General features: G+C 43.0%; 17 protein-coding genes and 1 riboswitch. Of the genes, 11 read left to right on the forward strand and 6 right to left on the reverse strand.

Annotated elements, in window-relative coordinates:
* The first annotated feature begins 62 nt into the window (after nt 1-62).
* Nucleotides 63-1,361 (forward strand): arsenic transporter, encoded by a 1,299-nt coding sequence (locus ACTJJD_RS13765; protein ID WP_008342056.1) that lies wholly within the window; start codon nt 63-65, stop codon nt 1,359-1,361.
* A gap of 227 nt (nt 1,362-1,588) precedes the next feature.
* On the opposite strand, the gene ACTJJD_RS13770 is transcribed toward ACTJJD_RS13765, so the two are convergent.
* Nucleotides 1,589-2,266: an amino acid ABC transporter permease gene (locus ACTJJD_RS13770; RefSeq protein ID WP_008347854.1), complete on the reverse strand. Its 678-nt coding sequence runs from the start codon at nt 2,264-2,266 to the stop codon at nt 1,589-1,591.
* A 12-nt stretch (nt 2,267-2,278) separates the two neighbouring features.
* The gene (locus tag ACTJJD_RS13775) at nt 2,279-3,094 is read right to left on the reverse strand and encodes a transporter substrate-binding domain-containing protein (protein ID WP_440608548.1); all 816 of its coding nucleotides are present in this window, start codon (nt 3,092-3,094) and stop codon (nt 2,279-2,281) included.
* Between the two features lie 238 nt (nt 3,095-3,332).
* Between ACTJJD_RS13775 and ACTJJD_RS13780 the strand changes: the two genes are divergently transcribed.
* On the forward strand, nt 3,333-3,662 hold the full coding sequence (locus ACTJJD_RS13780) for a YckD family protein (RefSeq protein WP_256688990.1): 330 nt from the start codon (nt 3,333-3,335) through the stop codon (nt 3,660-3,662).
* Between the two features lie 46 nt (nt 3,663-3,708).
* On the opposite strand, the gene ACTJJD_RS13785 is transcribed toward ACTJJD_RS13780, so the two are convergent.
* Nucleotides 3,709-4,473: an MBL fold metallo-hydrolase gene (locus tag ACTJJD_RS13785; protein WP_440608539.1), complete on the reverse strand. Its 765-nt coding sequence runs from the start codon at nt 4,471-4,473 to the stop codon at nt 3,709-3,711.
* A gap of 115 nt (nt 4,474-4,588) precedes the next feature.
* Here ACTJJD_RS13785 and ACTJJD_RS13790 point away from each other — a divergent pair, with 115 nt between their 5' ends.
* Both ACTJJD_RS13790 and ACTJJD_RS13795 read left to right on the forward strand, forming a co-directional pair.
* Nucleotides 4,589-5,008, forward strand: a complete 420-nt coding sequence (locus ACTJJD_RS13790) for an Lrp/AsnC family transcriptional regulator (RefSeq protein WP_024718958.1) — start codon at nt 4,589-4,591, stop codon at nt 5,006-5,008.
* A 24-nt stretch (nt 5,009-5,032) separates the two neighbouring features.
* Complete coding sequence (locus ACTJJD_RS13795; RefSeq protein ID WP_440608540.1) at nt 5,033-5,839, forward strand: aminoglycoside N(3)-acetyltransferase; 807 nt, start codon at nt 5,033-5,035, stop codon at nt 5,837-5,839.
* Between the two features lies 1 nt (nt 5,840).
* Here the strand turns inward: ACTJJD_RS13795 and comJ are convergent, their stop codons facing one another.
* The 3 genes from comJ to ACTJJD_RS13810 all read right to left on the reverse strand — a co-directional run bounded on the left by comJ (nt 5,841) and on the right by ACTJJD_RS13810 (nt 8,617).
* On the reverse strand, nt 5,841-6,227 hold the full coding sequence (gene comJ / locus ACTJJD_RS13800; RefSeq protein WP_050826928.1) for a competence protein ComJ: 387 nt from the start codon (nt 6,225-6,227) through the stop codon (nt 5,841-5,843).
* A 137-nt stretch (nt 6,228-6,364) separates the two neighbouring features.
* Entirely contained in the window at nt 6,365-8,062 is a 1,698-nt protein-coding gene (locus ACTJJD_RS13805) for a methyl-accepting chemotaxis protein (RefSeq protein WP_440608541.1), read from the reverse strand.
* A gap of 126 nt (nt 8,063-8,188) precedes the next feature.
* On the reverse strand, nt 8,189-8,617 hold the full coding sequence (locus tag ACTJJD_RS13810; protein WP_007498233.1) for a NucA/NucB deoxyribonuclease domain-containing protein: 429 nt from the start codon (nt 8,615-8,617) through the stop codon (nt 8,189-8,191).
* Nucleotides 8,618-8,983: 366 nt separating this feature from the next.
* Here ACTJJD_RS13810 and ACTJJD_RS13815 point away from each other — a divergent pair, with 366 nt between their 5' ends.
* The 7 genes from ACTJJD_RS13815 to ACTJJD_RS13845 all read left to right on the forward strand — a co-directional run.
* Nucleotides 8,984-11,053, forward strand: a complete 2,070-nt coding sequence (locus ACTJJD_RS13815; RefSeq protein ID WP_440608542.1) for a hydantoinase/oxoprolinase family protein — start codon at nt 8,984-8,986, stop codon at nt 11,051-11,053.
* A complete protein-coding gene (locus tag ACTJJD_RS13820) occupies nt 11,043-13,028 on the forward strand; it encodes a hydantoinase B/oxoprolinase family protein (protein ID WP_406886713.1) in 1,986 nt (661 codons plus the stop codon). The genes ACTJJD_RS13815 and ACTJJD_RS13820 overlap by 11 nt, the downstream gene beginning before the upstream one ends.
* Entirely contained in the window at nt 13,025-14,110 is a 1,086-nt protein-coding gene (locus ACTJJD_RS13825; RefSeq protein ID WP_242731530.1) for an ABC transporter substrate-binding protein, read from the forward strand. Before ACTJJD_RS13820 ends, ACTJJD_RS13825 begins: the two co-directional genes overlap by 4 nt.
* Before the next feature lie 8 nt (nt 14,111-14,118).
* The gene (locus ACTJJD_RS13830) at nt 14,119-15,210 is read left to right on the forward strand and encodes an ABC transporter ATP-binding protein (protein ID WP_440608543.1); all 1,092 of its coding nucleotides are present in this window, start codon (nt 14,119-14,121) and stop codon (nt 15,208-15,210) included.
* Nucleotides 15,210-16,079: an ABC transporter permease gene (locus ACTJJD_RS13835; protein WP_008347830.1), complete on the forward strand. Its 870-nt coding sequence runs from the start codon at nt 15,210-15,212 to the stop codon at nt 16,077-16,079. The genes ACTJJD_RS13830 and ACTJJD_RS13835 overlap by 1 nt, the downstream gene beginning before the upstream one ends.
* Nucleotides 16,072-16,875 carry an ABC transporter permease gene (locus ACTJJD_RS13840; protein ID WP_008347828.1) on the forward strand — a complete coding sequence of 268 codons (804 nt, stop codon included), beginning with the start codon at nt 16,072-16,074 and terminating at the stop codon, nt 16,873-16,875. The genes ACTJJD_RS13835 and ACTJJD_RS13840 overlap by 8 nt, the downstream gene beginning before the upstream one ends.
* A gap of 368 nt (nt 16,876-17,243) precedes the next feature.
* Nucleotides 17,244-17,337: riboswitch (cyclic di-GMP riboswitch) on the forward strand.
* 147 nt (nt 17,338-17,484) lie between these two features.
* Nucleotides 17,485-26,119, forward strand: an 8,635-nt coding sequence (locus ACTJJD_RS13845) for an amino acid adenylation domain-containing protein (RefSeq protein WP_440608544.1), incomplete at its 3' end; no start/stop codon positions are given.

Below are 26,119 nucleotides of genomic sequence, written 5' to 3' on the forward strand. Positions count from 1 at the left end.
TTGCCTTATTTCGTTGTATGATAGATAAAGATTTTATGAGGAAAGTGAAAGGAGGGCCACCTTTGGGATCAGTCACCTTGGCCATTTTAATTTTCATCATGACCCTCGTCCTTGTCATTTGGCAGCCAGGACGTTTAACCATTGGATGGTCAGCGTGCGGGGGAGCGATTCTTGCTCTTGCTTTTGGGGTCGTTCATTTGGGCGATGTATGGGAAGTTACCCAAATTGTTTGGAACGCCACCTTTGCATTTATTGGAATTATCATCATTTCATTGATTTTAGATGAGATTGGTTTTTTTGAATGGGCGGCACTTCATATGGCAAAAGCCGCAAGAGGGAACGGGGTCCGCATGTTTATTTATTTAACATTGCTCGGCGCTGTGGTAGCAGCTTTTTTTGCCAACGATGGAGCGGCACTTATCTTAACTCCGATCGTTTTATCTGTGGTCAGAGCGCTGAAGCTGGATGAGCGTATGATCCTGCCATTTGTCATGGCAAGCGGCTTTATTGCAGATACGACGTCTTTGCCATTTGTCATTAGTAACTTGGTCAATATCGTATCAGCCGATTATTTTCATATTGGCTTTCTTGAATATACAGCAAACATGTTCGTCCCAAACCTTGTATCGCTTGGCGCTAGTATGCTTGTGTTGTATGTGTTTTATCGGAAACTCATCCCGAAAACGTACGATGTTTCGCAGGCGAAGGAACCAGCTTCGGCCATTCGTGATCTGCGCATGTTCCGGTTATCTTGGTATGTGTTAGGGTGCTTGCTTGTTGGATATTTTGCTGGGGAATTGGCAGGCATTCCGGTGTCAATCATTGTAGGAGGCATTGCCATTGCTTTCTTATGGCTGGCGAAACGGAGTCCACAAGTAGCGACAAAACGAGTCGTCAAAGAAGCGCCGTGGTCGATTGTGTTTTTCTCTATCGGCATGTATGTCGTGGTGTATGGGCTGAAAAATGTCGGCCTGACAGAAATTTTAGCGGCGTGGATTGAACAGGGGGCGTCACACGGTTTACTTGCGGGAACAATGTTTATGGGAGTTCTGGCAGCGGTGCTATCTTCTGTCATGAACAACCTCCCAACCGTTTTAATTGATGCGATTGCCATCGGTCACACAGATACAGCAGGTGTGATGAGAGATGCACTGATTTATGCCAACGTCATCGGCTCAAACCTTGGCCCGAAAATGACCCCAATCGGTTCATTGGCGACATTGCTGTGGCTTCATGTCTTGAAGAAAAAAGGTGTGCATATTTCTTGGGGGGCATACATGAAAGCTGGAATCATTCTAACCATACCGACGCTGATCATCACGTTATTGGGATTGTATGTGTGGTTATGGTTGATACATTAAAAAGCAGATCCAATGGATTTGCTCAGCGTGAAGACAAACCCTCGCATTCGGTGTCAGTCCTGCGCGCTGGTGCTCACGAATGTCAAATTCGCTCTGCTCCAGTGCTCGTCCTTCCTAGACTGCAAAGGTTTTCTTTTACGCTGAAAAGGAAACAAAGGGCTAAAATCAAGTTCATTTTAGCCCTTTGTTAACAATCTGAGCAGATCCAATGGATCTGTTTTTTGTTGTTATAGATATTTTGCATAGCGTTTTTCCAAAAAGTCTTGGAGCAATGAGACCACACTGCATATGCCCCAGTAAATCAAGGCAACCAATATATACATGGTCATATAATCGAATTCTCTTCCGCCCACAATTTTTGCTTGTTGGAAGAGTTCGGGTACAGTAATCATTGCCGCTAGTGAGGAAGCTTTGATTAAATCAAGCATGACGTTGGTCAGGGGCGGCAGTGCAATGCGCACGGATTGAGGCAAAATGACTCCGCGCATCGTTTGCCAATAACTGAGACCAAGTGATTTGGCGGCTTCCACTTGACCACTTGGAACAGAGGAGAGAGCCGCCCGGTTAATTTCGGCAATGTATGCAGCACTATTGAAGCTGAATCCAATAATAGCAGCAGTGACAGCTGTAAATTCAATGCCGATGTAAGGGAATCCGAAATAAAGGATAAACAAAATGACCAGAATGGGAACCCCACGCATGAATGAAATATACAGCCGTGCAGGCAACCGAAGGAACCACGTATTTGCCATTCTAGCAAGGGCAATAAAAAAGCCTAGAATCGTACCAAAAAACATGCTCACAAAAGAAATGAGCAGCGTCAGCCAGATGCCTTTCATCACAAATGGAAATGACGCTTTTGCCAGTGCAGGATTAAAGATATATTCTAAATGAATATCTCCCACGTCTGCGGCTCCTTATTTAGAAATGTCGACATCTTCGACATCAACATCAATTTTCTTTGAGACGTCAGCATGATTAAAGAATTTCTCCGAAATCTTTTTCATGGTTCCGTCTTTTTTCATCTCTTTTAATACACGATTTAATTCTTTTTGCAGCTCTGTATTGTCTTTTTTCATCACAAACCCTTGTTTATTCGGCATGTATTTTAAGTCTGGATGGATCGTAATATTTAGCTTAGGGAATGCAGCAAGCGCCAGTGTTTGCAAGTAGTAGTCATTTAAAATGACATCTGTACGGCCGTTTGCGACATCCTTTAAATATTGCTCGTTTGTAGCATTATCATAAATGACTTCTTTTGCACCATACTTACGGGCAACATCCATATAAATGGTCGTTGCAGCACCTGCTGCTTTCTTTCCTTTTAAATCCTTTAGCGTTTTAATACCTGACAGATCATCTTTTCTGACGATAGCGGTTCCATATGAGTATTTATAAGGTGTTGAAAAGGCGAACTTATCTTTCCTGTCATCTGTGATGTCGATATCGTTTGCAGCGGCATCCACCTGACCTGAATTAATGGCACTGAGCATACCATCATAACCCATTTCTTTAAATTCTACTTTTACGTCAAGGCGCTTAAATGCTTCTTTGACGACTTCCACTTCATAGCCAGTCAATTGATCCTTGCCGTTCGATGTATCATGGTAAGACGTAGGATACAAGGTGCCTGAAGTAGCGACCACGATTTTCCCTTTCTTTTGAATCTGATCCCACTTTGATTCTCCAGACTGAGATGAGCCTGATTGATTGCAAGCAGACATGACAAGCATGAGAGCAGACACAACAAGCAGCACCCATATAGGTTTTCTATGATAAAAACGACTCATTTAAGAATCCTCCTCTATTTTTTATACAAAACAAAACATAGCACGCTTTTTCAGTTAGGACAACGTTTTCAGATGAAAAGCGAAAAAGTAAGAATATTATGTGCAATTTGACGGTGTGAATAATGTATAAAAAAGGAAAGGATGCACAAATTAAAATCGAATAAAGGAGGGAACGACAGAGATGAAAAAAACAAGTGGTTTGATCTTACTAACGATGGTGCTATTATTTGGTTTTCAGGTGAATACGGCTTATGGAGAAACACCCCAAATGGAAAAGCGCCCCGTCACGCATCAAGTAAAATTAACGACAGAGCAACAAAAACAAATTGAAGTACTTGAACAGCAAATTTTGTCTAAACGAAAAGAAGTGATTGAAAAATACGTTCAGTATGGTGTGTTAACGAAGGAACAAGGCACGCACATCACAAAACGAATGGATGAACATTACAATCACTTAAAAAATAACGGGTTTGTTCCATTACTAAAAAAACCACAGCACCATCGACCATAAGTTCAAGAAAACCGGCAGCAAGGTGCCGGTTTTTATTGTTTATGTGTTAAAAGGTCAGCGTCTCACCATCTTGAGGGACAAAAATGGCCTGATCTGCATGATTCTCTCGAATGTAAGATGTTAATGCCGCTCTTGTTAATAAACAATGATTCGCGGCTTCAAGGTGACAGGCGATGATTTGAGCTTGTGGTTGAGTATGGTGAATGTCTACAATCTCTTCCTTTGTCATCGTAATTGGATCTCCCTCTAAAAATTGGGCAGCCCCACTATTGACCACAATAATATCTGGCTGGCATGTATTCACAACCTTTTTCGGCTCATCACACCAAATGGTATCTCCTGCAATATAAAGAGTAGGCTCATCAGGATGAGAGAAAACAAAACCGCTCACTTGTCCCATCCGTTTAGCGGTTTCTCCTGTCCCGTGCTGCCCGCCAGTTCGTTTGATATGAACACCGCAAACATCCATTTCATCTTCAATGCATGTAACATGCTGAAATCCAGCTTCTTTTACTTCCGTGCGATCTTTCTCTGATTGAGTATAGATCGGCAAAGTTTGAGCTAATCTCTTTTTTGCCTCGTCGTCAAAGTGATCTACATGTAAATGAGTGAGCAGGACAGCATCAGGCTGTAATATCTTGTCCAAATCAATGTTTGCAGGCAGCTCAACAATTGGATTGTTTACATGTTGATTGGCAGTATGTGGGAACGGTGGATAGGTTCCTTTTGCTGATAAAAAGGGATCGATTAAAAATGTTGACGGACCATATTGAAGGTATAAAGTAGCATTACGAATGAGTGTTATTTTCATTAGAAGGCCTCCTTTTTTTCTTATTAAGTTTACAGTATATTAAAAGAGCTTCATGTGACAGAGGATCATGAAAGTCTTTCAGCGGAACGACTTGATTTTTGAAAGAGGTGAGCCAATGCTAGACAAAACAGATATGGATATATTAAAAGAACTCTCAAAGAATAGCCGATTGACGATGAAAGCACTTGGTGAAAAAGTCCATTTAACCGGTCAAGCTGCTAAAAATAGAGTTTTAAAGCTTGAAGAAGAGGGGGTTATTGAAGCCTATACCATTTCAATTAACTGGCGGACACAGCAGAACATCCAAACATTTTTACAGCTCTTTACCCGAAGTCATGATCATGAACCGCTTTTATCGTTTCTCCATCAAAAGGAAGAAATCAAAAACCTGTTTAAAATAAGTGGAGAGGGCTGTTATATGGCTGAAGGACATTTCTCCAGTCATGATGAGCTTGATCAATTTTTAACGGAGCTAACAAAGCATGCAAATTATAAATTGTCTATCGCTGTGAAACGTCTCACTCATCAAGAATAGATGAGGCGCAGGAGGAAATAACCGATGAAAAGATTAATTGAACATCAGGCTGAACCGATCACAAAGGAAAGAATCAAAGCGGATTTGGTTCAACTTGGTGTAAGGAAGGGCATGATCTTATGTGTCCACTCATCCTTGTCATCTATTGGCTGGGTGAATGGAGGAGCTATAGCCGTTATCCAAGCTATGATGGATATTTTAACAGATGAAGGAACACTGATTATGCCGGCACAAACATTAGAGCTGTCTGATCCTGCTGATTGGATCAATCCGCCTGTTCCTTATTCTTGGTGGAAACCGATCAAAGACACGATGCCTGCATTTGATCCGGCTTACACAGCTCCAACAGCAATGGGAAAGGTAGCGGAGACCTTTTGGAAATACCCAGGCGTAGAAAGAAGCAATCATCCTCATTTCTCATTCACCGCCTGGGGGAAAAGGAAACATGAAGTGTTGAACCACCATGCGCTTCCTTATGGTTTAGGAGAAAATTCACCTCTTGGACGTATGTACGATCTTGATGCAAAAGTGCTGCTAATTGGCACGTCATTCGAGAGTGTGACAGCTTTTCACTTAGCTGAATATCGAATCTCACAGCAAGACCTCATGACACGAGGGGCCCCCATTTTAGAGGATGGTTGGAGGGTGTGGAAAGAGTATCAAGATATCATCACAAGAGAAGAACTATTTGAACAGATTGGTCGTGATTTTTTACAATCAGGATGTCGTTATAACCACAGTCGAATCGGGCTAGCCCATTCGTATTTATTGCCGATGAGAGAATCGGTCGATTTTGCGGAAAAATGGCTTGAACAGTACGACCAGGCGTGATCTAAGCAGTCTGAAAATCAAAATAATAGAGATCTTGATCAGGGTGCTCAGATATATAGCAGGTGAGCTGATAGTCTCCTTTTGGAATGGAGAAAGACAGTACCTGTGCCATGACGCTTGTCAGATAAACATGATCACTTGAATGAGTAAATGGCACTGTGATGACTCTATCAACGGATGATGGAGGCTCATGGCTGTTTAATGTCACGATAATAGAAGCCTTTCCGTTATTGATGCCTTCAAAAGAAATACCTCGATCCCCAGTTGCGAATCCTTGAAGAATATCGTCATCTGTCCAATCAATCACAGGTGGCGTCGTGCTTCCAGTGTATACGGTGATTTGGTGATAGGAGATAGATAGGGGATACATTTGATTTAAATCATTCATATAGATTAACTCCTTTATTCATAAAATTTGTCCAGCTGGCGATCATGTTGAAAAGTGAATGTTTGAAAGTATGATAATTGAAGAGAATGTTAGGCAGCAAGACGATTGTCGCCGTCTTGCGCTACTGTTTGAGGGATCTAGATGTGAAATTGCGAAACCATTTCTTTTAGGTCTCCTGCTAAATGGGCGAGAGCCTCTGATGAAGCTGTTACTTCTTCCATTGCTGCGAATTGTTCTTCTGTTAAACCTGCTACTTGTTGTGAATGTTCACTCGTCAGTTTAACGCCTTCTGTGATAGAGGCAAAGGTCTGCTTCGCATCATTTGTATAAGCTGCGATTTTTTGGGATGCATCTGATAAATGTTGAATGCCATCTGCCATTTCCTTCATTGACTGCTGAATGTCAATAAATGATTCCTCTGTATGAGATATAAGAACAGCCCCTTGAGCCGCTTCCTCTCGTACTCGTTTAATGGCACTCGTCGAATGATTCATCTCTTTTTGTATTTCGGAAATGAGATGTGAAATCATGTTGGATGAGGTTTGCGATTCTTCTGCGAGCTTCCTCACTTCGTCTGCCACAACGGCAAAACCTTTTCCGTGTTCACCTGCGCGTGCTGCCTCAATGGCCGCATTAAGAGCAAGTAGATTAGTTTGGTTAGCGATATCTGTAATCACTTTGGAAATTTGATCAATCTCGGCTGAACGTGTTTCTAGCGCTTGAATTGCTGAACCGTTCTCTTCAATTGATTTTGCAATAGATGTCATTTGTGAATTGACTTCACCGATATTTTGTACACCTTTTTGGGCCATTTCTTGTGCGGACTGGCTTCTTGTTGCCATTTGTCCCGCATTTTCAGTGATGTTTACTAGCTCGTTAGATACTTGTCTCATCGTGTGCTCACTAGCTGTCATTTGGGCTGATTGCTGTTCAGACGATTGAGCGACTTCTTGAATGGTATGGGTAATCTTCTCTGATGCTGCACTCGTTTCTTCTGCGCTAGCTGACAGCTCCTCAGAAGAGGTGGCTACTAATTCAGATGTTTTGATCACATTTAAAATGGTTTGATTTAATTTCTCACGCATCTTATTAAAGTGACCTGCCAGCTCAGAAAGTTCATCGCCTGTGTGATCTGTCACGTTGATGGTTAAATTTCCTTCGCCTGCACTCTTAATAGCAGATGCCATATGTTTGAGACGTGTCTGAATCCGCTTTGTGAAAATAGAAATAATGATAACAGAAACAATTAAACTTAACAGTAGAACCGTGACAAATTGAATAAAGAAAGACTGAAGCATTTGTGAAATCATGCTTTGATTTGCACCGGTATAGAAAATACCAATCGTTTCCCCTGTATCATTTTTGATGGGCATATAAGCCGTTTGGTAGTCTTTCCCGGCAACATTGGCTGTTCCGTAATAATTCTCGCCTTTATCCAAAACAGCGGCCTTTACTTCAGGTGAGACTTCGGTTCCTACAGCTCGTTTCCCGTTTAACATGACATTTGTGGCAACTCGGGTATTTCCTTGGAAAATCGTGATTGTATCACCAGTATATTCGGCTAATTGATCAACCAATGTGTCATGGTTATTGATTTGAGTATTTCCTTTGTAAAGCTTGCCATCTTTTATCTGCCACGAGCCAGCAACCTTTTCAGTTAGGTAAGCGTATCCTAGCTTTAGATCGCCTTTTGCTTTTTCGGTGGCCATTTGCTTAATGTTCTCTGTCATTTCGCGGTTCACTACATAACCAACCACTGCTGAAAATACGATGAGGACACTTAAAAAGATCAGCATTATTTTGGCGCCAAGCCTCAGTTTTCCTTTTTTCTTCATGCTTTTTACTCCTTTAGGTATAAGGTAGGGTATCCCTCCTTAAAGATTATCGGCATGAAAAAAATGTTTGATATACGTGAATGCACTTACACAGAAATTTTTGTTATGAAAAAAGGAAAGATAGTGCTACTCGATAATAAATTGGATTCTTGTGCCATCAGGATCATCTGATAATTGATGACTTACCCAAGAGCCTGCCCCCCTATTATCCGAAGGACGTACATATTTGACAGAAGCCCCTGCTCCACCTTCTTTACACATCGCCATTGGCCATTCATCACGATCATAACCACGCTTTGTTGGAATGCCATGAAGTGATTTGTCTCTTTGCTCATCACTATTTTTTCGATCAATGGTGCAAATGGAAGAATGACCTTCGTCAATAGCTTCTTCTATGTGCTTCGCGGTTTCTGGATATCGATCTGATGGAAAGTGAATGGTTTTGTCATAAGAAGAGTTTGTCGTCTCTTGTTTATGTTGCCCTAGTTGGACATAGCCTGTCGCTATACCAATGACAATCAATAAAAGCAATAGAATGGTTTTAAGAAGTTTCATAGATGCTAGCTCTCTTTCTCTTTAGCGTATTTTGTAAACAGAAGTATAGCAGAATTACTTACCAATTTCTCCTCGTTTTGAAAAAACGTCTTTTAAAGTTCGAAAAACGTTTTTTACCTGTTTATGCTCTTTTCCTCGTTGTACAAACTCATAAAAATTTAATTTTGCTGCTCAAAAAACATATATGCTGATGCAAAATGGCTTTATGATTGGTTTTTAGGCTAATTTCAAGATTTTAACACACAGAAATTTCAAAAAAATAAAATTGACTAGACCGATATGCTTTAATAATATGGAGTCAAATATCAAAAAATGTCGTAATTTATCAAAATATGATTCCAATTACATTGCAGGAGGGAAGTACAAATGGCGGATGTCTCTTATCGGCTCGGAATAGACATAGGTGGAACATTTACTGATTTATCGCTGATGAATGAAGCGACAGGGGAGCTGACTGAACTCAAGACACCTACAGTGACAGATGACCCAGCTCAAGGAATTATCAATGGGCTGAAACTTCTAAAAGAAAGAGGTGTCGATTTATCCAAAATACAATATCTCGTACACGGGATGACAATCGGTCTTAATACATTATTGCAGAGAAAGGGAGCAGATTTAGCCCTTTTTGTAACGGAAGGTTTTCAAGACATTTTGTCATTACAGCGTTTACGTCTACCCATTCCTTATGACTTCAATTCTCAATTGCCAGAACCATTGATACCACGAAAACATGTATATCCAATCTCTGAAAGGCTCATACACGATGGTTCGATCAAAAAACCTCTCCAACTGCAGCAATTAGATGATGCTGTCCAGCAGGTCATCTCTAAAAAACTAGCAGGCATTGTCATTTCTTTTTTACATAGTTATCAAAATCCAGTTCATGAATTACAGGCAAAAGCCTATATTCATCATCATTACCCACAGTTAGAAGTCCTGACATCATCAGAATTATGGCCACAAATGAGAGAATATGAGCGGACAGTGATGTCTGTTGTCAATTTGTACATTCAACCAAAGGTGAAACAATATTTACAAACGTTGAAAAACCGCTTGAAAGAAGAAGGTGTACCAATTTCTCCATACATTACCCAATCAAATGGTGGTTTAATGGATGCAGAAAGCGCAGCCACTTCACCCGTTAAAACACTTTTTTCTGGCCCGGCAGCTGGTGTAATTGGTGCGGCAAGAATTGCAACATCTGCAAATGAACCCAATTTAATTACATTTGATGTTGGTGGCACAAGTGCAGATATCTCGATCATTCAAAATGGGCAGCCTACAATGGCTCAATCGAATCAGCTTTCAGGATTTCCGATCATTCTTCCATCTGTTGCAATGTATTCGATAGGGGCTGGCGGAGGTTCTGTCGCATGGCTTGATCAAGGCGGGCTTCTTAAAGCAGGACCGGAATCAGTTGGCTCGCAGCCTGGACCGGCTTCGTATGGAAAGGGAAAAAAAGCTGCTTTAACCGATGCATTTCTCATATGCGGTTACCTCAATCAAGATCGGTTTGCCGGAGGACATTTACAATTGCAGAGGTCTGCAGCGGAAATAGCCTTTCAGCCAATTGCTGATCAGCTTCATAAAACGGTCGAACAGGCGGCTGACCAGTTGATTCAAGTGGCTGTTGCCAATATGTACACAGAACTAAGCAATGTCATGGAGCAGCAAGGGTTTGATCCTAGAGATTTTAGTTTGCTGGCATTTGGCGGGGCAGGGCCTGTTGTTGCGAATTTCCTTGCGAGAGAAATTCATGCGAAAAATGTGGTCGTCCCTCCAAGTCCAGGAACATTATGTGCGCTAGGTGCACTTACAGCCGATTTTATCCATGATGCTGTGTTGTCTAAGAAAATCTGCTTACAAGACTATACGATTGACGAATTAAAACAAGATTATGAAATGCTTTCTCGCAAAGCAACGGATTGGTTCAGCCAGCAAAACATTCAACATATCAAACAAACGTCCATTTTGTTATTAGCAGATGCCCGCTATCAAGGACAGGCATTTGAGATTGAATTGCCATTATCGGTGGATTGGCTAAAGCAGGAACAAGACGTCTATCACCTGATTGAAGCTTTCCACAACCTGCATGAGCGTCAATATGGCCATAGAGATGATCAGGCGAACATTGAATTTACTCATTTGCGAGTTCGGGTTATAGGTGAAACGCCTCCACTGCCTTTCTCTCTTGGTGATGAAAGCAGCGGACAGCCTTTAATACCACAATCATACAGACGAATCTTTATAGAAGAAAAAGAGTACGAAGCATCTGCTTACAATCGGAGTACTTTGTCATTAGGTGCTGTTGTGAAAGGACCTGCCATCATTGAGCAAGATGATACGACAACATTGATTTTGCCAAACTGGGCAGGCAGCATAGACCATTCAGGAAACTTGGTGATTTCAAGGGAGGCGGCTTTACATGGGAACTGATCCAGCAAAGCTTGAGATGATGAGGAGTTATTTTAATGCGATTGCATCAGGCATGGGACATGTCATTGAGCGGACATCCTTTACAACATTCGTAAAAGAATCGGCGGATTTTGCCACAGCATTAGCCACGCCTTCTGGAGATTTCTTTGTTTACCCAAAAACAGTCGGTGTCACGATCTTTTTAGGGCTGAGTCTCAAAAAAGCGATTGAAGAAAGCGGACCGATGCAGCCGGGTGACATTATCATCACAAATGATCCTTATACGACAGACGGTTTAGCGACTCATTTGCCAGATGTTCATATCATCAAGCCCATTTTTATAGAAGATGAAATTGTCAGCTATGCCTGGTCTTTTGTTCATGTAAGTGATGTGGGCGGTCTTGTCCCTTCAAGTATTTCTCCAACTGCAACAGATGTTCATCAAGAAGGATTAAGAATTCCACCAGTGAAAATCTATGAAGGTGGAAAAGAGAATCAGGTTGTTCGTACCTTTTTAAGAGCTAATAGCCGGGCGAGTCATTTAAATGATGGCGATATTAATGCGATGATTGCCGCTGTTAATACAGCAGAAATCAGACTAAAAGAAATGATCGAGAAATTTGGAAAAAACGAAGTGAAGCAAGGAATGATTGATCTGCTGAAGCAAGCAGAGGATCGCGCAGGAAAAGTAATTGAAGCCATTCCTGATGGAACGAGTGAATTCGCTGATTACTTGGATGATGATATGATTTCGGACGTGCCGATCCGATTAAAGATTAAGCTGACGGTCAAAGGGAAACAGCTGACACTGGACTTCTCTGAGTGTGACCCGCAAGTTAAGACAGCTTTTAATCTTGTCACCAATGGTCAAAAGCACTCCTTCTTATATCAAGGATTGATTAATTACATCATTAGTAAAGATCCTTTTATTCCGATTAATGGTGGGATTACGTATCCGATAGACGTGATTTCACCTAAAGGAACGCTTGTCCATCCAGAATATCCGGCTTCTGTCGGTATTCGGCATTCCATTACAATGAGATTGTATAATGTCGTGCTAGGTGCTATTGGTAAGCTTTTGCCTGAAGCAGTGCCAGCGGCAGGTGCAGGTCAATCCGCTATCGTCGTTCTCTCTGTTCCTGATGATCAAACAGGAGGCAGAAAAATGTCTGTGGTCGAACCGTTAGGCGGAGGCGGCGGTGCTCAAAAAGGGACTGATGGAGTAGATGGAATTGATCATTCGTCAGGCTTTTTAAAAAATACACCCATTGAGAGCTTGGAACAGCATATTGATATTCATGTACACCGATATGAACTGCTGCCGAACACAGGTGGAGCAGGGGAACATAGAGGGGGACATGCGATTGGTTTAGAATTTGAAATGATCAAGCCAGAATCGATGGTGACGGCACGAGGAATGGAACGAATGAAGTTTCAACCTTGGGGGTTAATGGGCGGCCGAGCAGGAGCAATTGGTGAGGTGAAATTGACCAAACCAAATGGGGAGACACAAAACCAGCCGAAAATTGATGTCATGCGTCTTGAAAAAGGCGATATTGTTCAATTGATTTCACCAAGTGGAGGAGGATGGGGGAATCCATTTGCTAGAAAGAAAGAAAAAGTCCTTCATGAAGTGGAAGCAGGGCTATTAAGTGAAGAAAGAGCACTGCAGCAATATGGCGTCAAAGTCTATCGAGACCATAATGAATGGAAAATTGATGACGAACAGACGAGCAGGCTTCGTGAAAAGATGAATGATGCTGATGCTGTCGCTTGGGATTTTGGAGAGCAAAGAGCAGCTTATGAGAAAGTGTGGACGGACGAAGCCAGCAGTGAGCTTGCTGTGCAGCTTCGTTCATACCCAGCAAATGAGCGTACGCACTATAAACATGCGGTTCATTCTCATTTTGGTCATAGACAGGAACCGTTAACAAAGATGGATATTATTCAAGCACTTCATCACTTGAATCAACAAAAAGGGGGAAATGAATCATGAAAAGAAGAGTAATCGCCATATTTGCAGGTATCCTATCCGTCATGTTACTGCTGTCTGCATGCGGTGGAAATGGGCAGGACCAAAGTAAACAGCAGCAGACTGTGATCGTTGGTGTCTACGGAGGGGATTGGGAAAAGAATATTAAGCCAATCCTCGAAAAGTTTGAAAAGGATACAGGCATTAAAGTACAAACGGTCTCTGGGGCAGATTCTGAATGGTTTACAAAATTAAAAGCATCTAATGGTAAAAATCCACCGTATGATTTGCTTATTTTACAGCCTGATACGATTCAAAGAGGTATTGCGGCAAACGTTCTTGCGCCTATTGATGAAGATCAAGCACCAAATGTGAAAAAGCTTTATCGTTCTGTTCAAAAGAAACTCACTGTTGATGGAAAACAATATGCAGCAGGCTTTAGTATGGGACAGCTTGGAATTGCTTATAGAAAAGATCTTGTCAAACAGGAGCCAAACAGCTGGACAGATTTATGGAGCGATCAGCTGAAAGGGAAAGTGGCGATTTCTTCCCCAACTTATTCAGCGGGCTTGCAATTTTTCTCTGCACTTGTCCATGCTCAAGGAGGGACAGAATCAAATCCTAAGGATATTGATAAAGCATTTAAAAGCCTCGCACAATTAAAAGGGCGTGTAGCAGCTTTTCCTGATAACCCAGGGTCTATTCAAACGCTGTTAGAACGTGGTGACGTGACGGCAGTTCCATATTGGGATGGCCGATCATTTGCACTTGAAGAAGAAGGGATGGATATTGGATTCTCATATCCGAAAGAAGGCGCTGTGGCAGCAGTTGCGAGCTGGGCGTTAACAAAGGGAAGTCAGCATGAGGAAGCGGCTTATAAGCTATTAAACTACCTTAGCGGGAAAGAAGCTCAAGAAGCCTTCTCAGAAAAATCTTACTATGGCATGTCGAATTCTGATGTGAAATACGGAGACAAAATTAAGGGGAAAGTGAAGGTTGGCGAAAATTATTATAGCAAGCTGACTTGGGTAGATTACGAAACAGCGACTTCAGAGCTCGGTCAATGGACGAATCGATGGAATGAAGTATTAGGCGGAGGAAAATAGGTGATCGCATGAGTGGAATCAATTTAGAACATATCAGCCAGCATTTCGGCGAACAAATTGCTCTTGATGATGTCAGTCTTACGGTAAAAGAGGGAGAGTTTTTCTCCCTTCTTGGCCCTAGTGGCTGCGGAAAATCAACTTTACTCAATATCATTGGTGGTTTTTTAGAACCAACAAAAGGAGTCGTCTATATTGGTGATCAGGATGTGACGACTTTACCTCCTTATCAAAGAAAAACGGGGATGGTCTTTCAAAGCTATGCACTTTTCCCACATCTCACCGTATTTGATAATGTTGCATATGGGTTGAAGGTTCAAAAGAAAAAGAAGGCGGAAATCAAGCAAAAGGTGATGGAGAGCTTGTCTCTTGTTCAATTAGAGTCATTTGCCAAACGTATGCCGCACCAATTAAGTGGTGGTCAGCAGCAACGGGTCGCAATTGCACGGGCACTTGCTATCCAGCCGGCTGTTCTCCTTCTTGATGAACCACTCAGTAATCTAGATGCAAAGCTAAGAAAAAATATGCAGACGGAGCTGCGAAATATTCAACGGAATGTCGGAATTACGACTATTCTTGTGACGCATGATCAGGAGGAAGCCTTAAGCCTTTCCGACCGAATTGGGATATTAGGTGAGGGGAAAATTCAGCAGATTGGGACACCTTTAGAAGTATATCGTCAGCCAAATAATCGTTTTGTTGCTGAATTTATCGGACAGGTCAATCTATTTGAAGTGGAGTATGATGAAGTTACTTCCACATACACTGTTCCACATTTCACTCAATCAAACGGGAAGCAAGTTCAGCTAAAAGCTGCCGCATTTAAAGAGAAGAGCGAGAAGCGTTTACTCATGCTGCGTCCTGAGAGAATCAAGTTATCTTCTGGCGGGGAGGAAGTTCAGCCAAATCATGTCACAGGAATGTTGGCAGATGTCAGTTATATTGGGCACTCTTTACGTTTGGTCGTTGGACTTGATCAAGGTGAAATCATTGTCCATGCATCAGACACAGCATTTCCCGAGCTGCCTCGAGTTGGAGAAACTGTGCATATTCATTGGCAGCCTGAAGATATTGTTTTCTTAGATTCGAAGGTGCATGCGTGATGCGAATCAAAAAAAAGAATCAGCGCTTTCATTGGTTTATGCTGCTGCCAGCTTGTTTGTTTCTAGTTGTATTCCTTCTTGCTCCGCTTGTGATGATGTTTGTCCTCAGTTTTCGTGATGTGGATTCGATGATGAATACGTTACAATCCTATAGTTTGTCTCAATATTTACATGTATTTACGACAGATGCATATGTGAAAGCAATTGGAAGTACTGTGTGGGTGGCCTTACAGACAACGGTGATTTGTTTATTGATGGCATATCCTGCAGCTTATGTGCTAGTGAAAGCACCTCATCCAAGATTGCGGGCTTTTTTCTATATCTTACTTGTATCGCCGCTTTTGACGAGTGTCGTCATTCGGACATTTGCATGGATCGTTCTTCTTTCGCAAAATGGCTTGATCAATGGCATGCTGATCGATTTACATCTGATTGAGAAACCGCTATCGATGCTGTGGAATATGAATGCGGTCATTATTGCTTATGTTCAAGTGATGCTGCCTTTTGCAGTGCTGCCTATTGCAACGAGCTTAACTGATATGGACCGTCACTTAAGACCGGCTTCTATGAGTCTTGGTGCTGGGCGTATACGGACATTTTTTCATGTGACCTTGCCGCTTACGATTCCAGGCATGATCACCGGAGCAATTATTGTCTTCTCACTTGCAGCAGGAAGTTATATTACTCCTCTGCTAGTCGGCGGACGGATGCAGCCGCTCTTGCCACTGTCCATTTATCAGCAGGTCATGCAGGTGTATAATTTGCCTCTTGCCGCTGCGATGTCCTTTACTTTATTGATTTGTGTGCTAGCGGTCGTCAGTCTATTAAGCTATCTATTGAAGCGATGGGAGGCGAGGATGCATGCGTAAAAAATCAATAAGTGACCGTTTGCTTTCGGTTCTGATATGGACCGCAGGCTCACTCGTTTATCTCTTTTTAACCGTACCTGTTCTTGTCATTGTTCTTTCTGCTTTTAGCCCGAATGCCTTTCCTGAATTCCCGCCGACTTCGTTTTCCGTTCGCTGGTTTCATGAGGTCGTGTCGAATCCAGAATGGATGGAATCTTTGCGTATCAGCGTGATTCTGTTATTGATTGTGACGCCGCTTACTGTTCTTTTAGGAACGATGGCTTCTTATGCTTTAGCAAGGCTTTCCTTTAAGGGAAAGGAAGCTGTTCAAGCCTTTATTTTGTCACCTCTTATGATTCCTCAGGTGGTATTAGGGATTGCGATGCTGTATTTGTTTACGGCTATGGGTTTTACAGGGTCTTTGTGGGCATTAGTCATTGGGCATGTCATCATTGGTTTTCCTTATGTGGTACGAACCGTGGGTGTCAGTGTTTCAAATCTTGATCCGCGTCTTGAGCTAGCTTCCATGAATCTTGGTGCAGGGCCCATACGTACTTTCTTTCGTGTGACACTGCCCTTGATCAAGCCGGGCATTATCGCAGGTGGCGTGTTTTCTGCAGTGACATCATTTGGTGAAATCTCGATTAGTTTGTTCGTTTCTTCACCTCAAACCATTACGATTCCCGTGAGGACGTTTAATTACATTGAGCAAACTTTTGATCCGAGTGTCAATGCGATATCTGTCATATTTATTATCATTTCTATCATTGCGTTGCTCATTATTGAGAAAACGATTGGTCTGTCTAAGGTGATGTAAATATAATGAAGAAACAAGGAGCTGTCATTTGAAATGACAGCTCTTTTTGTATTGTTTTTTATGGTAAAAATATTCAAAGTTTTAGGGAATATAGTTCTTAAGATTTAAGAAAATGCGAGGCGTGATAGGAGACCTCTCTCCTACATTTTCGGTCATATTTGCAAAATTTAAGGAAAAACATGAAATTTTTGCGGTAATTGGTCATTTATTTTCGGTGGAACGCAACTATTATTAGTTATTTTCGGTAAATATCGTAAATTATGATGTGATCCCTTCGGCATAACGCATGAATCTTTACACCCATTTTTCGGTGAAAAAAACAATAATTTCATATAAAGTGGACGTAAATAGAAAATATCTAAAAGAAAAGAAGAAAAAGGCAAATCTATGGAAACATAGAGACGCAAAGCCATGTCCTAAGGTAAAAGTTTCTTTTTTTACTATGGTCGGCAGGTTACCGAATCAAAATGGGAGTCCCTCCGTTTTATTCGGGGTGGGCTCCTTTTCTGTTATTCCGTCTATTTTAATGAAATAGACTTGGTTCTTTTGATATAGAGGGTGCAGGGTATCACATTTGGTGGAGAAAACATAGAAGAGCGGAGGATAAGAATGAGTACAGTTTATTACCCCTTAACACATGCGCAAAAGCGAGTATTCTACACGGAAAGATTTTATCCAGGCACAAGTATTTCTAATTTGGGTGGGTTTGCCAAGTTAAGATCGGTATCAGGTCTAAATCCTTCTTTGATCGTTGATGTGCTTCAAGCGTACATTCGTGAAACTGATTCTCTTCGTTTAAGGCTGGTGTATCAACATGAGCAGGAGGAGCCCGTTCAATATATCAAGCCATATGAAAAACAGCCGATTCGTTTGGTGAAAGGATGGAGTGAAAAGGAAGTCAGGGCGTGGGCGAACGAGGAGATTCGAGAGCCGATGGAACTGATTGACCGTTCCTTAATCGAATTTACGGTCTTTCAAATCAGTGATCAAGAGTGCTGGCTGTTCTGTAAAGCACATCATATTGTGGCTGATGGTATTTCAATTATCTTGATGGGAAACCGAATCATTGATCTATACCATGACATGCTGCAGGGGGCAGACATCTCCCCAATTGAAGACATTTCCTTCGTTGATCACATCATGAGTGAGCAAACGTATGAATCTTCTAAACGTTTTCAGAAAGACCAAGCTTTTTGGAACGAGCAATTTGCCAATATTCCAGATTTCGCTTCTTTAACACCGCATAAAGGTTACGAGATGAGTTTACATGCGGAGAGATTTTCAGGGGATATTCCAGATGCTTTAAAGGAGAAGCTTCGCGTTTTTTGTGAAGAAGAGAAAGTCAGTATGCTTTCTATGTTTATGTCCGCTGTCTATATTTACTTGCACCGATTTAGCGGCATGGAGGATGTGGTCCTTGGAACCTTTATGGGCAATCGGACAAATGCAAAGGAAAAAAAGATGATTGGGATGTTTGTGTCGACCATTCCGATGCGCGCATCTGTGCAAGGATCCCTCACGTTTCTTGATTTCGTGAAGCAGGTCATGGCGGATCAGATGAAGATCTTGCGTCATCAAAAATATCCTTACAATGTGCTCATGAATGATTTAAGGGAAAGAGATGGATTTACAGGACGCCTGTTTGATATTTCTTTAGAGTATCAGGTCATGCAGTGGCAGAAAAAAGAGAATCTTTCGTTCATTACGGAGCCGATTTTTAGTGGAAGCGGGATGAATGATATATCGATTCATGTGAAAGACCGCTGGGATACAGATACATTGACCATTGATTTGGATTACCGTACAGACCTATTTAGTGAAGACGATATGAGTAAGCTGTTTGATCGATTGATCATTTTGCTGGAGGCGGCGGTCTCTCAGCCAGATCAGCTGATTGGGGCTCTCTCTTTACTGCCAGCAGATGAACAAAAGCAACTGCTTCAATTATCTAAGGGAGAAGCATTTGATTTACCAGGAGCGAAACCAGTTCACCACTTATTTGATGAGGCAGCTAAAACGTATTCAGAACGGGCAGCTGTGGTTGCGGAAAATGGAACGTTCACTTATGGAGAGCTGTATCAAAAAGCGGACAAACTGGCACGATTTTTACAGATGAAAGGTGTCTCGGGTGATGTACCAGTTGCCGTTTTAATGGAACGGACGGCAGATGCGATGGCTGCCATTTTTGGGATATTAAAAGCTGGCGGTGCATATGTACCGATCGATCCGGCATTACCTGAGGAACGCATCCAATTTATTGTAGAAGATTCCGGTGCTTCTATCGTTTTAACAGAAGAATCGTTTGTTCAGCGATATTCATCTATTGCGGAAAAAATGATTGTCCAGCAGCATATGGAATTAGAAGATCGTCCGCTGCCTGAGCTGATCGATCAGACGACATCACAGGATTTGGCTTATCTCATTTATACATCGGGTACGACTGGAAAGCCGAAGGGAGTGATGATCGAGCATCTTCAGCTGCATCATTTGGTTCATGCCCTGCATCACGAAGTGTATGAGGGGGCAAATCAGCTTCAAGTGGCGCTTCTTGCACCGTTCCATTTCGATGCATCTGTTAAACAAATCTTTGCTGCTCTTTTATTTGGACATACGCTTCATATTGTGCCAAGAGAAACGACACGAAACGGTGTACAGCTAGCGGCTTATTACAAAGAACATCAAATTAAGGCAACAGATGGAACGCCAGCACATGTGCAGCTTTTACTTGCAGCTGATTTGGATGGGCTTGCACTGACTCATATGCTGATTGGGGGAGAAGCACTCCCTGCGAAAGCAGCGCAGGCGCTGATTGAAGCTGTGCGTGTCAGCCAGCCGGATTTTGCCTTGTGGAATGTGTATGGTCCGACAGAAACGTGTGTGGATGCGACAGTTCACCGTCTAGATCTCAGTGAGCTGCAGAAGTCACCAGAACAGCGCTATGTGTCAATTGGAAAGCCACTGGGCCATCACCGGATTTATATTTTAAATGAACATGAACAACTACAGGTGCAGGGAGCTGTGGGAGAACTATGCATTGCGGGAATAGGAGTTGGACGGGGCTATGTGAATCAGCCTGAATTGACGGAGAAGGCATTCAGACCAGATCCATTTTTCTCTGAAGACCGGATGTATCGCACAGGTGATGTAGTGAGATGGCTTCCAGACGGCACAATTGATTACCTTGGAAGAATAGATGACCAAGTAAAAATAAGAGGTTACCGCATCGAAACAGGTGAAATTGAGGCGGTCATGGAGCAGGTAGACGGAGTCGATCAGGCTGTTGTCCTTGTCGTGGATGAACCGGACGGTGGAAAGGCTTTAAGTGCTTACTATCAAGCAAGACAAGAATTTCTTTCCGTGGACACCCTGCAAGCCGCTATCAAACATCAGCTGCCAGCTTATATGATGCCGCTTTATTTCAAGCAGCTTGAGGCATTTCCACTGACAGTGAGTGGGAAAGTCGACCGGCGTGCGCTTGCTGCATTAAAGGGAGACAAGGCTGTCAGTGCTGTTTATGTAGCGCCTAGAAACGATGTAGAAACGAAGCTTGTTCGTTTGTGGGAAGACGTTCTTCATCAAGAGAACATAGGTGTGTACGACTCATTCTTTGACCTAGGCGGGCATTCACTCAAAGCGATGAAAGTTCTTACACTCGTTCAGCGGGCTTTTCAAGTGGAGGTCCCTTTATCTGTTTTATTTGAACAGCAAACGATTTCAGCACTTGCTGTTTATATTGAACAAGCGGAAAAGTCTTCACAAGTGGTCATACCGAAAGCACCGACTGCCGCCGATTATCCACTGTCACCAGCGCAGCAGCGTGTTTATATGGTGACTCAGCTGGAGCAGAGCATCGCCTATCATATGCCTGCCGTTGTGAAATTAAGAGGAACGCTGCAACGAGAGAAGTTGGAGGGAGCTTTTGAAAAACTGATCGCACGTCATGATATGCTGCGAACTTCTTTTCATACAGTCAAAGGAGTCCCTCGTCAGCGGGTAGCTTCATCCGTCCCATTTCAAATAGAACAGGTGACAGGCAGCACGATGGAAGAGAACATGCGTCAATTTGTCCGACCTTTTCATCTTGAGCAGGCTCCGCTTTTGCGTGTTGGGCTACAGTCTTTACACGATCAGGAGCATCTTCTCTATTTCGATATGCATCATCTGATTTCAGATGGTCTTTCAATTGATTTGATGCTGCGTGAGCTGTCTGACGCATATGAGGGATTAGTGAAAGCGCCATTGAAGCTTCAATATCAAGATTATGCTGTTTGGCAAGAACAACAGGCAGAGCAAGGCGGTCAAATAGATGAAGCATTCTGGCTGAAAGAATTTTCAGGAGATATCCCTGCTTTGCAGCTGCTAACTGATTATCAGCGTCCGGCTGTCCAGTCTTTCACTGGAGACCGCGTTCTCAGAAACATAGATGAGACGTTAACAGGCCGTTTGCAGGAGCTTGCAGCGAATCATCATACGACGCTGTATACCGTGTTGCTTTCTGCTTACTATACATTGCTTGCGAAATACACAGGTCAAAAGGAGTTTGTTGTGGGGACACCGACAGCAGGCCGGGTGCATGCAGATTTGAATGACATGATCGGCATGTTTGTCCAAACACTTGCTTTACGTTCAGAGGTAGATCCGAACGGTTCAATGACGCAGTTGATTGAGCAAGTAAAGGAAAAGACGATGAGGGCGTTTGAGCATCAGCAATATCCATTCGAGCGGCTGCTTGAAAAGCTAAATGTGCAAAGAGATTTTAGCCGCCATCCATTATTTGATACGGTCTTTACTCTAACGCCAGATCATTCAACAGCCCAGCATATTGGAGAGATGAAAGTCGAAGTTGAGGAAACCAATTTCCATATTGCAAAGTTTGATCTCACACTTCAAGCGATGGAGTCAAGTCATGGTCTTTCCTTCGCCCTCGATTATAGTACGGCGTTATTTAAACGAAGTACAGCCGAGCAGCTGCTCAAGCATTATGTTTATCTTCTGGAGCAGATGGTCGAAGTGCCGGAGCAAGCGATTCAATCATACCGCTTACTGTCTGAACAAGAGGCAGAGGCTCAATTGAAGATGTGGAACCCGTTACCTACGCCTTATCCTGTGGAAGAAACCATTGTGACGCAATTTGAATCGCAAGTAGAGCAGCACGGTCATCAGCCTGCTTTGCAATATAAAGACGTGGTTCTTTCTTATCAAGAGCTGAATCACAGAGCGAACCAGTTGGCTCATTATTTACGTGAACATGGTTTTGAAAAAGGGATGACAGCGGCTTTATTCTTTGAACGTTCCAATGAGATGGTGTTGTCGGTTTTAGCTGTGCTAAAGGCTGGCGGTGTATATGTGCCAATCGATCCTGACTTCCCTGATGAGCGCATCAAGCACTTTTTGACAGATAGTGGTGCACAGTTTGTCCTGACCCATCAGGTTCTGCGTCATCGTTCTGTGCTTACTGCGTTTGAAGGGGAAATCATAGAAACAGAAGATCAAGCCGTTGATCAGCAGTCAGAGAGCAATCCAGTTGTATGTGTTTCGCCTTTGGACTTGGCGAATTTGACCTATACATCTGGTACGACAGGCAAACCTAAAGGGAACATGGTGACGCATCGGAACATTTTGAGAACAGTGAAGCAGTCGAATTATCTCACCATTCATCATGAAGACACGGTGATGAGCATTTCAAACTATGTATTTGATGCATTTATGTTTGATGTGTTTGGCGCTTTATTGAACGGAGCGAAACTCATTGTTTTGCCAAAGGATCACATTTTAAATATGAATGAGCTTTCTGGCGCGATTGAGAAGGAAAAAGTCAGTATTTTAATGATCACGACCGCTCTATTTCACTTATTGATTGATATGAAAAAAGGCAGTCTGAAAAACGTCAGAAAAGTGCTGTTTGGCGGGGAACGTGCTTCTGTGCCGCATGTTGTGGCAGCCCTTGAAACGGTTGGAGAAGACAAACTTATTCATATGTATGGACCTTCTGAAAGCACGATTTTTACAACGTATTATCCGGTGAATCACATTGAAGAACAAGCACTGTCGATTCCGATCGGAAAGCCGGTGAGTCAAACGGCTGTTTATATTGTTGATGAGTTTGGACATGTGCAGCCGCCGGGAGTAGCTGGAGAGCTTTGTGTCGCAGGTGACGGACTGGTCAAGGGGTATTATCGCCAGCCAGAGTTAACGAGCGAAAAGTTTGTTGAAAATCCTTTCCGATCTGGTGAAGTCATGTACAAAACGGGCGATCTCGCACGATGGCTGTCAAATGGAGATATTGAATTCATTGGGCGAATAGATCATCAAGTCAAGATTCGAGGTCAGCGTATAGAGCTTGGCGAAATTGAACACCAGCTATTGCAGCATCCGCAAGTGAAGGAAGCCGTTGTCATTGCGTTATCAAATGAAACATTGTGTGCATATTTCACAGCAGAAGGTGCTGTTCCACTGTCGGATTTACGTGAGCAGGCAGGACGAGAACTCCCTGTTTATATGATGCCAGCTTTCTTCATGCAATTAGACGAGCTGCCACTAACGGGGAATGGCAAGGTAGACAGACGGGCATTACCGGTACCTGATGTAAGTGAGCAGGCGGCAAATGAATACGTCCCTCCTCAATCAGATACAGAGCGTATATTGGCACACATTTGGGAGGAAGTTCTTGAGGTGCCGAAAATCGGCAGACATGATCATTTCTTTGAATGCGGTGGTCATTCACTGCGCGGCATGAAAATGCTGAACAGGCTCTATGAAGAGATGCATGTGGAATGTACTTTGAAAACATTATTTGAATCACCCACTTTAGAGGCGTTTGCCCTTGCGGTGGATCAAACAGATCGAACTGAAATCAGGCGAGTGGAAAAAGCGGAAGAAGCGGCTTTTTATCCTGTGACATCTGCTCAGAAAAGATTGTTTGTTCTGCAAAAAATGACAGATGCCGAGCAGAGCTATCATATGCCAGCTGCTTTAAAGCTTGAAGGTGTATTTGATGAAAAACGATTTAAAACAGCCATTGACCAGCTTGTTCATCGTCATGAAGCATTCCGTACGAGTTTTGACTTCGTTCAGGGTGAACCTGTTCAGCGAATTGAAACGAATGTTTCTGTGAACATTGAAAACATCGAAGGGGAAGGCCGAGACATTCAGCAATTAATGAATGATTTTATCCGTCCATTTGATGTAGGAAAAGCGCCGCTGCTCAGAGTGGGGCTTGTGTCTGAATCGGAGAGTGTTCATTATTTGTTGATTGATATGCACCACATCATTTCAGATGGTGCGTCTGTCGGTATTTTAATTGATGAGCTATCGATCTTGTATCGAGGAGACGAACTTGATGAATTGCCTATTCAATATAAGGATTATGCGGTTTGGTCAACAAGTGAAAAATTCCTTGCACAAAAAGAGGCTGAAGCGGCGTTTTGGTTGGAACAATTAAAAGGAGAACTGCCTGTTTTGGCGCTGCCTGAGGATCTCCCGAGACCAAAGATTCAGACGTTTGAAGGGGGCCGCGTCGAATTCTCTATAGACGGTGCGCTTAAAGCGCAATTGGATGAGCTGGTTAGATCACTCAACGGTACAACGTATACAGTGCTGCTTGCTTGCTTCAGTACGCTTTTAAGCAAGCTTTCGAGACAAGAAGACATCATGATCGGTTCTCCAGTGGTGGGCAGAACTCATCCTGATATTCAATCAGTCATCGGCATGTTTGTGAATACGCTGGCACTCAGAACAAAACCAGAAGGACATCAGACATTTTCTCAATTTGCGTCAACAGTTCATGAGCTTGTGTTAGCGGCAAATGAACATCAACTTTACCCATTTGAAGAATTGGTGGACCAAGTACAAACGGTTCGCGACACAAGCCGTCATCCAATCTTTGATGTGGTGTTCTCGATGGAAAATGCAGATATTCGTAACCTGTCGATGGATGGACTTGATATTATTCCACAGCCGTTCAATGAGAACATAGCAAAATTTGACTTGACCTTAACTGGAAACGAATCTGACGATCAAATCGAGCTTGTGTTTGATTTTAATTCTTCTATTTTTGAACGGTCGTCGATTGAGAAGTGGAAGGAGTATTTCCTTTACTTGATCGAACAAATGGTGTCAGCACCAGATCAATTATTAGATCAGATGCAATTATTATCACCAGCGCAGCAGCAAAAACTGCTTGATGAATGGTCCGGACCTTATCTAGATGTCCCGACAGATCAAACGGTTCATGCATTGATTGAGGCAAAGTCACAAGAAGTACCTCATCAAAAAGCTGCAACTTTCTGCGGCACAAGCTGGACGTATGAAGAACTGAACAACCGGGCGAATACAGTCGCCGCAAGACTTATGTCCAGTGGCACAAAACCGGGAGACCGCATCGGCATTCTCACACGTCCATCGCTCGAGATGACAGCCGCTGTTCTCGGAGTTCTCAAGGCAGGTGCGGCATTTGTGCCGATTGATGCCGATTATCCAGCGCAGCGCATTGCTTATATGCTTGAAGATTGCGGGGCAGAGGTCCTTCTGATTCAGAAAGAGCTCACTGCACCACCTTCATTCACAGGTCATACCCTCTTCATAGAAGAGGCAGTAGAAGGAGAAGCACACGAGATTCAGGTTCCTATCAAACCAACGGATCTCGCTTATATGATTTACACATCTGGAACGACTGGACAGCCGAAGGGTGTCATGGTCGAGCATCAGTCTCTTGTCAATCTTGCTTTTTGGCACAATGATGCTTTCCAGGTGACGAAACAAGACCGAACCGCCAAATATGCCGGCTTTGGCTTTGATGCCTCCATTTGGGAGAAGTTCCCGACGTGGATGGCCGGCGCAGAGCTCCATATCATCGACGAAGCGATTCGCCTCGATATGATCAAGCTCAATTCGTATTTTAATCACGAAGGCATCACCATTGCGTTCCTGCCAACACAGCTATGTGAGCAGTTTATGTCGATGGACAATCATTCTCTCCGTTACTTACTGACAGGTGGGGACAAGCTGAAACAGGTGAAGCCCGTTCCATACAAACTCGTCAATAACTACGGCCCAACAGAAAATACGGTCGTGGCGACAAGCGGGGTCATTGATCCAGATCAAGGCACGCTTCCTATCGGAACAGCGATTGCCAATACTCGTTTTTACATTATGGGTTCGTTATATGACCTCTCGCCGCAAGGCGTACCGGGTGAGCTCGTGATTGCGGGGAAAGGACTGGCAAGAGGCTACTGGAATCTCCCAG

This window comes from Bacillus sp. 22446, from assembly GCF_052044955.1.
Taxonomy (GTDB): domain Bacteria; phylum Bacillota; class Bacilli; order Bacillales; family Bacillaceae; genus Bacillus; species Bacillus altitudinis.

What these genes read in the sequence shown, in the direction of transcription:
- ACTJJD_RS13775 (WP_440608548.1), bottom strand. Translation starts at nt 3,094, where the DNA reads ATGCTTGTCATGTCTGCTTGCAATCAATCAGGCTCATCTCAGTCTGGA.
- ACTJJD_RS13780 (WP_256688990.1), top strand. Translation starts at nt 3,333, where the DNA reads ATGAAAAAAACAAGTGGTTTGATCTTACTAACGATGGTGCTATTATTT.
- ACTJJD_RS13785 (WP_440608539.1), bottom strand. Translation starts at nt 4,473, where the DNA reads ATGAAAATAACACTCATTCGTAATGCTACTTTATACCTTCAATATGGT.
- ACTJJD_RS13790 (WP_024718958.1), top strand. Translation starts at nt 4,589, where the DNA reads ATGCTAGACAAAACAGATATGGATATATTAAAAGAACTCTCAAAGAAT.
- ACTJJD_RS13795 (WP_440608540.1), top strand. Translation starts at nt 5,033, where the DNA reads ATGAAAAGATTAATTGAACATCAGGCTGAACCGATCACAAAGGAAAGA.
- comJ (WP_050826928.1), bottom strand. Translation starts at nt 6,227, where the DNA reads ATGAATGATTTAAATCAAATGTATCCCCTATCTATCTCCTATCACCAA.
- ACTJJD_RS13805 (WP_440608541.1), bottom strand. Translation starts at nt 8,062, where the DNA reads ATGAAGAAAAAAGGAAAACTGAGGCTTGGCGCCAAAATAATGCTGATC.
- ACTJJD_RS13810 (WP_007498233.1), bottom strand. Translation starts at nt 8,617, where the DNA reads ATGAAACTTCTTAAAACCATTCTATTGCTTTTATTGATTGTCATTGGT.
- ACTJJD_RS13815 (WP_440608542.1), top strand. Translation starts at nt 8,984, where the DNA reads ATGGCGGATGTCTCTTATCGGCTCGGAATAGACATAGGTGGAACATTT.
- ACTJJD_RS13820 (WP_406886713.1), top strand. Translation starts at nt 11,043, where the DNA reads ATGGGAACTGATCCAGCAAAGCTTGAGATGATGAGGAGTTATTTTAAT.
- ACTJJD_RS13825 (WP_242731530.1), top strand. Translation starts at nt 13,025, where the DNA reads ATGAAAAGAAGAGTAATCGCCATATTTGCAGGTATCCTATCCGTCATG.
- ACTJJD_RS13830 (WP_440608543.1), top strand. Translation starts at nt 14,119, where the DNA reads ATGAGTGGAATCAATTTAGAACATATCAGCCAGCATTTCGGCGAACAA.
- ACTJJD_RS13835 (WP_008347830.1), top strand. Translation starts at nt 15,210, where the DNA reads ATGCGAATCAAAAAAAAGAATCAGCGCTTTCATTGGTTTATGCTGCTG.
- ACTJJD_RS13840 (WP_008347828.1), top strand. Translation starts at nt 16,072, where the DNA reads ATGCGTAAAAAATCAATAAGTGACCGTTTGCTTTCGGTTCTGATATGG.